The 13,593-nt window shown below is 67.5% G+C and carries 8 protein-coding genes; 6 read left to right on the top strand and 2 right to left on the bottom strand.

Annotated features, from left to right (window positions below; all coding sequences use genetic code 11):
* Nucleotides 1-34: 34 nt before the first annotated feature.
* Both EGJ34_RS00280 and gshB read right to left on the bottom strand, forming a co-directional pair.
* Nucleotides 35-922 (bottom strand): energy transducer TonB, encoded by an 888-nt coding sequence (locus EGJ34_RS00280; RefSeq protein WP_125357926.1) that lies wholly within the window; start codon nucleotides 920-922, stop codon nucleotides 35-37.
* On the bottom strand, nucleotides 919-1,869 hold the full coding sequence (gene gshB, locus EGJ34_RS00275) for a glutathione synthase (protein ID WP_125357924.1): 951 nt from the start codon (nucleotides 1,867-1,869) through the stop codon (nucleotides 919-921). The genes EGJ34_RS00280 and gshB overlap by 4 nt, the downstream gene beginning before the upstream one ends.
* A 250-nt stretch (nucleotides 1,870-2,119) precedes the next feature.
* Here gshB and pilG point away from each other — a divergent pair, with 250 nt between their 5' ends.
* From pilG to EGJ34_RS00245, 6 genes are all read left to right on the top strand, one after another.
* Nucleotides 2,120-2,521, top strand: coding sequence for a twitching motility response regulator PilG (gene pilG / locus EGJ34_RS00270; RefSeq protein WP_017356958.1), 402 nt, complete (start codon nucleotides 2,120-2,122; stop codon nucleotides 2,519-2,521).
* An 18-nt stretch (nucleotides 2,522-2,539) separates the two neighbouring features.
* A complete protein-coding gene (locus tag EGJ34_RS00265) occupies nucleotides 2,540-2,908 on the top strand; it encodes a response regulator (protein WP_125357922.1) in 369 nt (122 codons plus the stop codon).
* Entirely contained in the window at nucleotides 2,908-3,438 is a 531-nt protein-coding gene (locus EGJ34_RS00260; protein ID WP_125357920.1) for a chemotaxis protein CheW, read from the top strand. The genes EGJ34_RS00265 and EGJ34_RS00260 overlap by 1 nt, the downstream gene beginning before the upstream one ends.
* Before the next feature lie 43 nt (nucleotides 3,439-3,481).
* Nucleotides 3,482-5,518 carry a methyl-accepting chemotaxis protein gene (locus EGJ34_RS00255; RefSeq protein ID WP_125357918.1) on the top strand — a complete coding sequence of 679 codons (2,037 nt, stop codon included), beginning with the start codon at nucleotides 3,482-3,484 and terminating at the stop codon, nucleotides 5,516-5,518.
* 94 nt (nucleotides 5,519-5,612) lie between these two features.
* Nucleotides 5,613-12,260, top strand: a complete 6,648-nt coding sequence (locus EGJ34_RS00250) for an Hpt domain-containing protein (protein ID WP_125357916.1) — start codon at nucleotides 5,613-5,615, stop codon at nucleotides 12,258-12,260.
* A complete protein-coding gene (locus EGJ34_RS00245) occupies nucleotides 12,247-13,578 on the top strand; it encodes a chemotaxis protein CheB (RefSeq protein ID WP_260476850.1) in 1,332 nt (443 codons plus the stop codon). Before EGJ34_RS00250 ends, EGJ34_RS00245 begins: the two co-directional genes overlap by 14 nt.
* Nucleotides 13,579-13,593 lie beyond the last annotated feature (15 nt).

The raw sequence follows: 13,593 nt of genomic DNA, 5'->3' as shown, positions 1-13,593 counted from the left end.
GTGTCAAAGCCATGATCCTGTGCACGTACATCCGTCAACGATCGTCGCGCAGCTCTCCACCGGGCAGGAACATCCAGGTCCGGGTGACCTGCAGGATGTCCACGTCGTCCTTGCTCTCCGGCAGCGGCGGGTAGGGCTGGGCCAGCCGCACCACGCGCAGCGCGGCCTCATCCAGCAGCGGTGTGCCGCTGCTGCGCAGGATGCGCGCACTTTCCACGCTGCCGTCGCGACGTACGCCGACGGTGATCACCACCTGGCCCCCGAGACGGCGCTGCCGTGCCTCGTCCGGGTAGTTCAGGTTGCCCACGCGCTCGGCGCGGTCCACCCAGGCCCTCAGATAATTGGCGTAGGCGTACTCGCGGGTGCTGGCGGACACGAACTTGCGGTTCGGGCGTTTGGCGTACTGCGCCGAACGCAGATGGACTTCGGCGGCCAGTCGCGCCATGTCGGCGTCACGCTGCTCGCGCGCGGTCAACGGCGCGTCCGGTCGCGGCTCATCCGGCAACGGCTGAGTCTGCGCGTCGGCCACGGTGTCAGGGCTGTTGCGGGTGGATACCACGCGCGCCTGCGGCGGCGGCGGACGGGCCGCGTCCTGTCGCTGCTGCGGCACGGGCGACAGGCCCGCCTGCGGCTGCGGCACGATCCCGGCCTGGTTGTCGCGCGGGCGCTGTGCGGTGTCGTGGTCGCCGCCGCCCTGCTGGCTCGCCTGGGCGAGGAAATCGGCCTGTTTGGGTGTCAGGGGCGTCTGGGTCTGGCTGAAGATCACATCCAGGGTGGGCACCAGCGCCGCCTTGTCGGCAACCGCGAAACCGACCCCCAGGATCAGCAGGCCGTGGACCAGTGCCGAGAGCGCCAGAGTGGCTCCCAGCCGTTGCGACTCACGCGTCTGGTGGGGCAGCAGGGGGGCAGCTGTCGCACTCATTGCGGCAGGCCGGCCTCGATGGCGTCGAACAGCAGGCCGGCGATGTTGAGGCCGAACTGCGCGTCCAGTTCGCGCACGCAGGTGGGGCTGGTGACGTTCACTTCGGTCAGGTAATCGCCGATCACGTCCAGTCCGACAAACCGCATGCCCCGTCGTTTCATCTCCGGACCCACCTGGGCGGCGATCCAGCGGTCGCGTTCGCTCAGTGGACGACCTTCGCCGCGCCCGCCTGCGGCCAGGTTGCCGCGGAACTCGTCACCTTGGGGAATCCGCGCCAGGCAGTAGTCCACCGGCTCGCCATCGACCAGCAGGATGCGTTTGTCGCCGGCGCTGATGTCGGGGATGAACTTCTGCGCCAGGGCCAGCTTGCGCTCGCCGTCGGTCAGGGTTTCCAGAATCACATTCAGGTTCGGGTCGCCGCTGCCGCTGCGGAAGATTGAACGCCCGCCCATGCCGTCCAGCGGCTTGAGTACGGCCTGGCCGTGCTCGAGCACGAAGGCTTTCAGGTCGGCGTGGCGGCGGCTGACCAGGGTCGGCGGGCAGCACTGCGGGAACAGCAGGGCGGCGAGCTTCTCGTTGTAGTCGCGCAAGCCCTGCGGGTCGTTGACTACCAGCGCGCCGGCCTGCTGGGCCACCGCCAGCACCTGGGTGTCGTAGATGAATTCGGCATCCACTGGCGGGTCCTTGCGCATCAGCACCACCTGGCCCGGGCCGAAGGTGGTCTGGCTGAACTCGCCCAGGGTGAACCAGTCGGCCTTGTCGTCGCGGACCTGCAGGGGAGCGGTGCGGGCCACGGCCACGCCATCACGCAGGGCCAGGCCCCCGGGGCTGACGTAGTGCAGGGCGTGGCCACGGCGCTGGGCTTCCAGCAGCATGGCGAACGTGGTGTCCTTGGCAATCTTGATGTGGGCGATGGGGTCCATCACCACGATGACGTTCAACGGCATGGTCACAACCTGGCGGGCAGGCGCTGATGGTAGCTGCAATCGGGTCCTGACGGCTTCCCTGACTGGGCGGAACGCTGCGTTTGCCGCCTTCACGGTTTGCGCAGTTCGGGGGTGCTACGGTCGGGCGGGGGCGCGAGCGGCTTGGGCTGCACGCGAGACCCTTGATGCCGGAGGCCCGGTGGGATATAGATACGCTTTCGCAGCGACGTCGAATCACCAGGCACAAGCGTCGCGCGCTCGGGGAAAGGTAATGACTGAAAACATGGCTGCGGGTGGGGAACTCGCAGGGCTGAGAGTCATGGTCATCGACGATTCGAAGACCATACGCAGGACCGCTGAAACACTGCTCAAGCGCGAAGGCTGCGAGGTGGTGACCGCGACCGATGGTTTCGAGGCGTTGGCCAAGATCGCCGACCAACAGCCGCAGATCATCTTCGTGGACATCATGATGCCGCGGCTTGACGGCTATCAGACCTGCGCGCTGATCAAGGGCAACCAGCTGTTCAAGTCCACGCCGGTGATCATGCTGTCCTCCAAGGACGGCCTGTTCGACAAGGCGCGCGGACGCATCGTGGGCTCGGAGCAGTACCTGACCAAGCCTTTCACGCGGGAAGAACTGCTGGGTGCCATCCGCACATACGTCAACGCCTGACCAGGGGGGAAAGGCACAATGGCTCGTATCGTTCTGATCGAGGATTCACCGACCGACCAGGCGGTGTTCACGCAATGGCTGACCAAGGCCGGGCACGAAGTGCTCGTGGCCAACAATGCCGAAGATGGCCTGAAGCTCGTGCAGGCGCACGCGCCGCACCTGGTGCTGATGGACGTGGTCCTGCCGGGCATGAGTGGCTTCCAGGCCACCCGCGCGCTGAGCCGTGACCAGGCCACCAAGGACATCCCGGTCATCATTGTCAGCACCAAGAACATGGAAACCGACAAGGCGTGGGGTATCCGCCAGGGCGCCAGTGACTACATGGTCAAGCCGCCGCGCGAGGACGAGCTGATCGCAAGGATCAATGAACTGGTGGCGGTGAGCTGATGCGTTCTCCCTTCGACATCCTTGAAGCCTACGAGCGCCGCAGCCTGGCCCATGCCGTGCAGTTGCCCGAGCGCCAGTTCGCCCAGGACCTGTGGCGAGGCGTGGGTTACCGGGTCGGCAACCGCCGGCTGGTGTCCGACTTCCGCGAAGTGGTGGAAATCGTGCCGATGCCCCCCGTGACGCCCGTGCCTGGAGCCCACCCGTGGCTGCTGGGCGTGGGCAACCTGCGCGGCAACCTGTTTCCGGTGGTCGATCTGCGTTGCTTCCTGGAAGGCGAACGTACCGTCCAGCAGGAAGGCCAGCGTGTACTGATCATGCGGCAGGCCGGCGGCGACGTGGCACTGACCATCGACGAACTGTTCGGTCAGCGCAGCTTCGACCAGGGCCAGGACACCGCCATCGGCGATCTGGCCGCTGGTCGCTACGCGCACTTCGTCGACAAGGCGTTCCACAGCGACGGTCATGACTGGGGCGTGTTCTCGCTGTCCCTGTTGTCGCGTACCCCAGAATTCAGGCAGGCCGCGGCCTGATCGCTGCTGCCTTCCTTACTGCATTGAAGATCGAGGTTGAACGATGAGTACTTCTTCGGAAACCGCCAAGGCCGGCAAGCTGGGCTCGGTGGGAACCAATTTCTGGCTCGGCCTGCTGGCCCTGTCGATGCTCGCCTTCGGTGTGAACACCGGCGTGGCGACCTGGCAGGGCAGTCGTCTGGCCGGTGCCAGCACCGGTGCGGCCGACCTGCAGGTGCTCTCCCAGCAGCTGGCCAACCAGGGCCGAGAAGCGGTTTCGGGCAACGCCCAGGCGTTCACCGCGTTCAAGGACACCAAGTCGCGCATTGAAAGCACCGTCAGCAGCCTGCAGGGGCGCTACGGCAGCGTGACCACCGTGTCCGGCCCGCTCAACCAGCTGACCCAGACCTGGGAGCCGCTCGGCAAGAGCGCCGCCCAGCTGGTCGCCAGTGAGCCTGCAGTCCTGGCCCTGGCAGGCAACGCCAACAACTTCGTCAACGGCGTGCCTGCCCTGCAGGCGCAGCTGAACGAGGTGGTGCGTGCCATGTCCGCCAGTGGTGCCCCGGCCTCGCAGGTGTACAACGCGCTGCAGCAGGTGGTGGTGATCGGCTCGATGGCCCGCCGCGTGACCGAAATGCGCGCCGGCGGCACCAATGCCGCGGCCGCCGGTGACGCACTGGCCCGTGACTCGGTGGTCTTCAGCCAGGTGCTGGAAGCCCTGCGCAACGGCAACGAGGAACTCGGCATCGCCGCGGTCCGCAATCCGGCTGCGCTGGCAGCGCTGGAACAGTCCCAGAAGCAGTGGGACACCATGAAGCAGGACGCGGACGCGATCCTGGCCAGCTCGCGCCAGCTGTTTGCGGCGCAGTCGTCGGCCGCTGCCCTGACCGGCGGTTCGGCCAAGATGCTGGAGGACAGCAAGAAGCTGTTCGACGCCTTCTCTTCGTTCGGCTCGGTGCGCGACACCCGTCTGTTCCCGAACTTCTGGCTGGGCGTGGTGTCTGGTGCGCTGTCGCTGATCGCCATCATCGGCTTCGTCAGCAGCTCGGTGCGCAGCCGCTCGCGCGAACAGGAACTGCGCTACCAGACCCAGGTGGAGTTCAACAGCCGCAACCAGCAGGCGATCATGCGGCTGCTGGACGAAATCAGCTCGCTGGGTGAAGGCGACCTGACCGTGAAGGCCTCGGTGACCGAGGACATGACCGGCGCGATTGCCGACGCAATCAACTACGCCGTTGACGAGCTGCGCCACCTGGTGACCACCATCAACGACACCTCGGCCAAGGTTGCCGTGTCGACCCAGGAAACCCAGGCGACGGCCATGCAGCTGGCCGAAGCGGCCGGCCACCAGGCCAACCAGATCACCTCGGCGTCGGACCGGATCGGCGAAATCGCTTCGAGCATCGAACAGGTGTCGCGCAACTCGGCCGAATCGGCCGACGTGGCACAGCGTTCGGTGGTCATCGCGGCCGAAGGTGCCGGCGTGGTGCGCGAGACGATCCAGGGCATGGACCAGATCCGTGACCAGATCCAGGAAACCTCCAAGCGTATCAAGCGCCTGGGCGAATCCTCGCAGGAAATCGGCTCGATCGTGGAACTGATCAACGACATTTCCGAACAGACCAACATCCTGGCGCTGAACGCTGCGGTGCAGGCGGCCTCGGCGGGTGAAGCCGGTCGCGGTTTCGCGGTCGTGGCCGACGAAGTGCAGCGCCTGGCAGAACGCACCTCCGGTGCGACGCGACGCATTGAAAACCTGGTCCAGGCGATTCAGGCCGATACCAACGAAGCGGTCAGCTCGATGGAGCAGACCACCGCCGAAGTGGTGTCCGGTGCGCGCCTGGCCGAGGACGCCGGTACCGCACTGACGGAAATCGAACGCGTGTCCAACGCGCTCAACAACCTCATCAAGAACATCTCCATCGCCGCCCAGCAGCAGTCGTCGGCCGCATCGGACATCACCCGCACCATGGGCGTGATTCGTCAGATTACCGGCCAGACCTCGCAGGGCGCGGGACAGACCGCCGAGTCGATCGGTCATTTGGCACAGCTGGCGGCCGACCTGCGCCGCTCGGTTGCCGACTTCAAGCTGCCGGCGTGACCCGCTGGCGGGGCGAAGAGGGAAGGAATCAGCAGATGATGCATCGCGAGAAATCACAGCACGACATGCGCGCCCACCTGCCGGGAGAACCGGCATGAGCACGCTGCGCGATGCCATGAGCCATGCGGCCCTGGGCTGGGTCAAGCCAGAGCTGGACGAGACCCTGCGCCAGGTGCGCAACGAGGTCGAGTACTTCGTGGAAGATCCGGCCGACGGTAGCCGCATGCGCTTCTGCGCCGGTTACCTGCACCAGGTGCAGGGCACCCTGCGCATGGTCGAGCTGTATGCCCCGGCCATGGTCGCCGAGGAGATGGAGCAGCTGGCCAACGCCGTCGGTGCGGGCCAGGTGCCGGACCGTGACGAAGCCTGCGCCACCCTGATGCGCGGCAGCGTGCTGCTGCCCGATTACCTCGAGCGCCTGCAGAACGGTCACCGCGACATCCCGATCGTGCTGCTGCCGCTGCTCAATGAAATCCGTGCCGCGCGTGGCGCGCCGGGCATCAATGAAAGCGTGCTGTTTGCCTTCGCTCCGGAAAGCGCCAGCGCCACCGAAGCCGAGCTGGACCATGCCCGTGGCAGCCTGAGCGGACGCAACCGCGAGCTGCTCGACACCGTAGGCAATGCGGTCAAGGAAGAGCTGCTGCGCATCAAGGATGCGCTGGACCTGCACCTGCGCACCGGCGGCGAGCCGGCCCAGCTGCAGACCCAGGTCAATGAACTGGGCGCGGTCGCTGACACGCTGGGCATGATGGGCCTGGGCGTCGCCCGAGGCGTGGTCGTGCAGCAGCGCGACGCGCTGACCAGCGTGGTCCAGGGCGAGCAGCAGATCGACGAAGGCATGCTCCTGGATATCGCCGGTGCACTGCTGTACGTGGATGCATCGCTGGATGACCAGGTCGCGCACCTGGGGGCCAGCGGAAGCGGTGAGGACGACCCCAGTGCAGTGGAAGGCCGTCGCACCCTGGAAGTGCTGGCGCACGAGGCGATCGCGAACTTCTCCGCGGCCCGTGAGCACTTTGTCGCGTTCATTGAAACCAACTGGAACCACCAGCAGCTGGACGAAGTGCCGCGCCTGCTGGGCGAGGTCGCCGGCGCGCTGCGCATGCTCGACCTGCCGCTGCCCGCCGACTACCTGCAGGGCGTCCGCCAGTACATCGCGGTCGAGCTGATCGGCCGCCAGCGCGTGCCGAGCGGCCGCCAGCTGGACACCCTGGCTGATGCAATGGCCAGCCTGGAGTACTACCTGGAAGCGCTGCGCGAACGCCGCCCGGGTCGCGAAGACATTCTGGACATTACCCGTACCAGCCTGGAAACCCTGCGCTACTGGCCGTTGCCGGTCGAGCAGCAGGCCGTCGCCGAAGCGGTTGAACCGGCATTGCCGGTGGTGCCCGAACAGGTCGTGCCGCAGGCTCCACTGGTCGTGGAGCCGGTCGCACTGGACATCACCCCGGTCGCACCCGCGCCGGGCGATGTGGCACCCGCATCGTTACCTGACTTCACCTTCGATCCCGCCCCGGTCGTGGCACCCGTCGCCATCGAGCCTGTGGCGGAACCGGTCGCGTCCGAAGCCGTGCCCGTCATTGAAGCACCGGCAGCGCGCGCGGCCAGGCCGCTGGTATTCGAAGCGTCGACCGCACCGATCGCCCCCGATGCGCCGAAGCGGACGCTGAACCAGGACGTCCGCAACGAGGAGCCGGCCGCCGATGCCGCCGGTGACGAAGTCGCTCCTACCTTTGCCAGCTTCGATCCGGTGCAGGCCGAGGGCGACGACGCCAACCGCTGGGACGGCGCGTCGCTGGATATCGCACCGATCAGTCTGGATGGTTTCCAGAGCCAGGCCAGCGTTGAAGCTGACGTGGACGCGGTGGTGCCACCGGCGATCACCGCTGGCTCGGCGTTCGATCCGGTGGCCGCCGAAAGCGACGAACTGGAGCTGCACGACGAACCGATCGAGTTCACCGTGGACGAGGCGCTGCACAATGCCGGCGACGTGCTGTCGCTGCCGGTGGACGACGCAGTCGCCCCCGGCACGACCGTTGATGTTGAGTCGCTTCCGGCATTCCTGCAGACCGATGCCGCCCTGGAAGATGTGCCGGCTGCCGCGGAGAGCGTGGCAGAGGTTCCGTCGGCTCCGGTGGCCAACGTGCACGAAGCGGTGATCCGCAAGATCGAGCTTGACGACGAATCCGCGCGGTTCCTGGCTGAGCTCGATGCCGCTGCGGCAGGATTCAGCATCGCGCCGGTGCAGGCACCGGAGGAACCGGTCGCTGCCGAAGTTCCTGCCGCTGAAGCTCCGGTCGAGGCCGTGGACAGCATCGAGGCCGGTTTCGAGGACGATGGCGAGAACATCGACCAGGACATCCGCGATGTCTTCATCGAGGAGTTCGACGAGGAACTGGTCAACCTGGGCAACCTGCTGCCGGTCTGGCGCGCTGCGCCTGACAACCTCGACCGCCTGCGTCCCATCCGCCGCGTGTTCCATACCCTGAAGGGCAGTGGACGCCTGGTCGGTGCGCGCACCCTCGGTGAGTTCAGCTGGAAAATCGAGGGCATGCTCAACCGCGTGCTCGATGGCACCCGCCCGGCATCGCCGGCTGTGGTGGCGATGGTCACCCAGGCTTACGAGGTGCTGCCGCAGCTGAACGCCGCGCTGCGCGACGGCAGCCGCGTGCACGCCGACCTGCAGGCCATGCAGGCCATTGCCGATCGCGTGGGGGCGGGCGAAGAGACCTTCCACGTGCCGCTGCAGCGTTCGGCACCGGCGACCGCCCCGGTCGAAACCGTCGTGGAAGCGCCGGCACCGGTCGAGACGGTGGTCGCCGACCTGGCCAGCGAAGAAGTGCTGTCCGGTACGCCTGCCAACATAGACGAAGTGCTGCGCGAAATTCTCGAAGCCGAAGTGGAAACCCACCACGGCACGTTGCATGCCTGGTTGCAGCAGGCGCAGGTCAGCCCGCAGCCGGTCAGCGACGCGCTGCTGCGCGCGGTGCATACGATGAACGGCGCGTTCGCGATGACCGACGTGCCGGAAATCACCGCCGTCACCAGCGCAGCCGAGAGCTTCATCAAGCGTTCGCTGGCAGCCGATGTGCACCCTGACGCCGAAGGTGTTGCGGCGTTGGATGCTGCCGCGGCGGCCATCCGCTCCACCATGGAAGCGCTCCAGGCTCCGGCTCCGCGCATTCCGTCGCATGCCGACCTTGCCGCGCGCCTGCAGGCGCTGGCGGCAACGCTGCCCGAAGCCCGCTGGCCGGCGCTGGTGGCAGACGAGCTGGATATTGACGATCTGGATGTTGACGTTGAAGCAGACGCCGACGCCGACGCGCAGGAGGGGCAGACGCACCCGGCCACCAGCCTGCGCGATGCGCAGGACGCTACCGCGCAGGAGCTGGCAGCGCTCGCCGCACAGTTCGACGCGCGCGGTGGCCTGGCCACGCTGGACGAAACCAGCACTCCGGAACTCCAGCAGGCCACCGTCGAGGCCGACGGTCTGGATATCGTCGCCTTCGAAGCGGAGCCGGTGCAGGAGACCGAAGCGGTCGAGTCGACCCTGGTCACCCAGGAACTGACCGGCAGCGATGATCTGTCGGCCTACTTCGATGCCGACCTGCCGGTGGGGCTGGACACGCCTGCTCTGGACGTGCCGGCCGTTGCCACCGACGCCGATACCGAAGAAGCCCCGTCGCAGCCGGCCGCCGACGTCGGCCTGGAAGCGATCGAACTCACCGGCGCTGAGGATCTCTCGCAGTACTTCGAACCGGCAATGGTCAGTGATGCGGCGGAAGAACAATCGGACGCACAGGCCGACGCGCTCGACGACGTGCTGCCGCCGGCTCCGGCCTTTGGCGAGCCGGTTGACCTGCAGCAGGCGCTGGATGATGGCCTGACCGTGGTTGACGGCGAACCTGCCGACGACACCGACGGACTGCTGGCGCTGGACGCCAGCCTCGCCGGGCAGGCCACCCACGACACCTTCGCAGGGGTCGAAGAGGCCGTGGTCGAAGAAAGCGCGCCGCTGTTCGAGCTGGAAGATGTGCCGCAGCCGGCGATTACCGAGGTTGATGCCACGGCGGTGGAAGCACTGGACGACCCGGCCGACGCCGAACCGCTCGATTTCGCCCAGCTCGACCGCGAGCTGGTCGACATCTTCGTGGAAGAAGGCAAGGACCTGCTGGACCACTGCGACGGTCTGATCAGCGAGCTGCGCGATGCCCCGGAGGACCGGGAAGTGGTGGCCGGCCTGCAGCGCGACCTGCACACCCTGAAGGGTGGCGCACGCATGGCCGGTATCAACGCCATCGGCGATCTCGGCCACAGCATCGAGTCGCTGCTGGAAGTCGTGGCGGCCAACCGCACCGATATCGACCGTGCGGACGTCAAGCTGCTGGAGCGCGGTTTCGACCGCCTGCATCAGATGCTGACCCGAACCGGCAACCATCAGGCGGTCGCCATGCCGGTCGACCTGATCACCGCGTTCGAGCAGCGCACACTGGGACGTACCGAAGCGCTGGACGTCACCGAAGCGTTGGACGTCACCGACGCGCCCCTCGCGACCGAGCAGGCACCGCAGGACGAAACTGCGGCGCAAGAGACGCCGGCCGAACAGGCACCGGTCGTGGAGGCGGCGCAGGAGATCGTGGTTGCCGAGCAGGCCCCGGTTGTGGCCGACGTCGACGTGGCACTGCCGGAAGCCGAGGCCGAGCCGGTCGTGGCCGACATCCAGGCGGCACCGCAGCCTGAGGCCGCCGCGGAAGCGGTGGCTCCCGCGATCGACACGCCCGCTCCGGTGCCGACGCCGGTGGAAACCGTTGCCGCAGCGCCGGTCGCGCCGATCGTGGTCGAACGCCGTGCACCGCTCGCGGACCTGGCTCCGCTCTCGGCACCGGTGCAGCTTGAAGCCGCTGCCGATGACGACATGCTGGCGCGTCCGCAGCAGGAGCAGGTGCGCGTGCGCGCCGATCTGCTTGATCGCCTGGTCAATCACGCCGGTGAAGTGGCGATCTACCGCTCGCGCCTGGAACAGCAGCTGGGTGCCTTCCGTGGTGCCATGGCCGAACTGGACCGCACCAATGCGCGTCTGCGTGACCAGCTGCGTCGACTGGACCTGGAAACCGAGGCGCAGATCGTCGCGCGTTACCAGCGTGAGCAGGACCAGGCCGATCACAAGTTCGATCCGCTGGAGCTGGACCGCTTCTCCACCCTGCAGCAGCTCAGCCGTGCGCTGAACGAATCGGCGGCCGACCTTGGCGGTCTGCAGGGCGTGCTGGATGATCTGTCGCGCCAGTACGACGTGCTGCTGCAGCAGCAGTCGCGCGTCAGCTCGGAACTGCAGGACGGCCTGATGCGTGCGCGCATGGTGCCGTTCGACGGCCTGGTGCCGCGCCTGCGTCGCGTGGTCCGCCAGGCGGGCCAGGACACCGGCAAGCAGGTCCACGTGACGCTGGAAGGTACGCACGGCGAACTGGACCGCAACGTGCTCGACCGCATGGTCGCGCCGCTGGAACACATGCTGCGCAACTCGGTGGCACATGGTCTGGAAACGCCCCAGCAGCGTCGTGACGCAGGTAAGCCGGAAGAAGGCGAGATCGCCATCCGCCTGCGCCGCGAAGGCTCGGAAATCGTGCTGGAAGTGGCCGACGATGGTGCCGGGCTGGACCGCGAGGCGATCCGCCGCCGCGCCGAGCAGCGCGGCCTGATCGAAGCGGGGGCGCAGATCAGCGAAGCCGAGCTGGACGCGATGATCTTCGCGGCCGGTTTCAGCACCGCCGACCAGGTCAGCCAGCTGGCTGGCCGTGGCGTGGGCATGGACGTGGTGCACAACGAAGTACGCCAGCTCGGCGGCTCGGTGGACATCCACTCGGTGCGTGGCAAGGGCGTCACCTTCACCCTGCGCCTGCCGCAGACCCTGGCCGTCACCCAGGCCGTGTTCGTGCAGATCGGCGAAACCACCTTCGCGGTGCCGGTGGCTTCGGTCAGCGGTATCGGCCGGATCTCGCGCGAGCGCTTCGAATCGGCCAACGGCGGTTACCACTACGGTGGCGAAGAGTTCGCCCTGCATGACCTGGGCACGCTGGTCGGTCAGGGCCAGGCCAAGGCCGAAGGTCAGGACCAGGTGCCGCTGCTGCTGGTGCGCGCGGGTGAACTGCGCGCCGCCGTGGCGATCGACCAGGTGCTGGGCAACCGCGAAGTCGTGGTCAAGCCGGTCGGCCTGCAGATCGCCTCGGTGCCGGGTATCTACGGTGCGACCATCACCGGTGATGGCCGCGTGGTGGTCATCCTGGACGTTGCGCCGCTGGTGCGCCGTCACCAGGCCAACCCGATCAGGCCGGTGGACACCGCCGCACAGGCAAGCGACCGTCAGGTTCCGCTGGTGATGGTGGTCGACGACTCGCTGACCATGCGCAAGGTGACCGGCCGCATCCTGGAGCGCCACAACTTCGAAGTGGCCGTTGCCCGCGACGGTATCGAAGCGCTGGAGCGCCTCGAAGAGCGTGTGCCGGATCTGATGTTGCTGGATATCGAAATGCCGCGTATGGACGGCTATGAACTGGCCACCACCATGCGCGCCGACCCGCGCTACAAGGATGTGCCGATTGTGATGATTACCTCGCGCAGCGGCGACAAGCACCGTCAACGCGCCTTTGAAATCGGTGTCCAGCGTTACCTGGGCAAGCCGTACCAGGAGCTGGACCTGATGCGAAACGTGTATGACCTGCTGGGGATCGCCCGTGTCCGAGAATGAGCTGATCTCGCCGCTGTCGGTCGCCCTGCTGGCCCGCACCGGGCCGGCGCGTGAGCGCCTGCGTGAAGCGCTGGTCCAGGCCGGTGCCAGCGTGGTGCTGGAAGAAGACCCCAATACCCTTGAGGCCGACACGCTGCGAGGCGTGGGCGCGGCGGCCGTGCTGGTCGCGCTGGAGCCGGCCATCGAGGAAGCGCTGGAGCGTCTGGACCCGGTACTGGCCTCGCCGGCACTGACCCTGATTTTCGACGAAGCCGAACTGGCTGCGCGTCGTGAAGGCTGGGAAGCCCAGCGTTGGGCGCGGCATCTGGTGGCTAAGCTGCATGGCCACCAGGACGTGCTGCCGCCGGGCTCGGAGCAGGAAGGGGTGCTGGAGCTCGAACCGGGTCTGCCGGTGACACCGGCAGAACTGCACGCGGATGCGCCGCTGGATTTCCACGTGCGTGAGGCGTTTGACGCCGCGCCGGAGGTGCCGGCCGATGGTCTGTACCCGGCACGGGAGGGCTACAGCGAGCCGCTGTCGCTGGAAGAAGCGCTGGCCGCCATGCAGGCCCAGGCGGCCGAAACCGCCTCACCTGCGGCACCGCCGCCGGTACCCGCCGCACCGCCCGCCGCAGTGCCCGCCGCTGTAGGGCATCACAGCAGCTGGTCGCTCGTGGAGACCGATGATGCGCCGGCCCAGGCCGCGCCGGTGGCACCGCCTGCGGACGTGCAGGACACGCCGGTGGCCGACATCCATACCGGTGGCCTGTCGCTGGTCGAACTGGAGCCGGAACTGCCGCCCAGCGATGCTGCACCGGGTGCCGTGCTGGTCCTGGCCGGGATCGGCGGTCCGGACGCCCTGCGTCGTCTGCTGGCATCGCTGCCTGCTGGACTTGCGGTGCCCGTTCTGGTGTACATGCGCCTGGATGGCGGTCGCTACGGCAATCTGGTCAAGCAGATGGCGCGCGTGTCGGCGCTGCCGGTGCTGCTGGCCGAATCCGATCAGCCGGTGGTCGCGGGCAACGCCTACATCCTGCCCGACGATGTCGGGGTAGGCGTGCAGAACCGCGGGCTCCATTTCACTGCCGACGTGGAAGGCGTACAGGTCAGCGCGCTGCCGGCACCGCACAGTGCGGTGGTCATGCTGAGCGGGGCCGACGCGCGTCTGGTCGATGACGCCTTGTCGCTGGCAGTTGCCGGGGGTTGGGTGGCGGGCCAGACCGGCGAGGGCTGCTACGACCCGATCGCCGCCAGTGCGGTGGTCGCCGCCGGCATGGCTGCCGGTGACCCGCCGCAGATCGCTGCCGCCATTGCCGAACGCTGGGGCGTCAGCGAGTAATCCGCCGCGCCGCCG

Origin of the sequence: Stenotrophomonas sp. 278, from assembly GCF_003935715.1 — a bacterium.
In the GTDB taxonomy this organism is placed as follows: Bacteria; Pseudomonadota; Gammaproteobacteria; order Xanthomonadales; family Xanthomonadaceae; genus Stenotrophomonas; species Stenotrophomonas maltophilia_AH.
The sequence above is the reverse complement of the archived record's forward strand: the minus strand, read 5'-3'. Positions and strand labels throughout refer to the sequence as shown.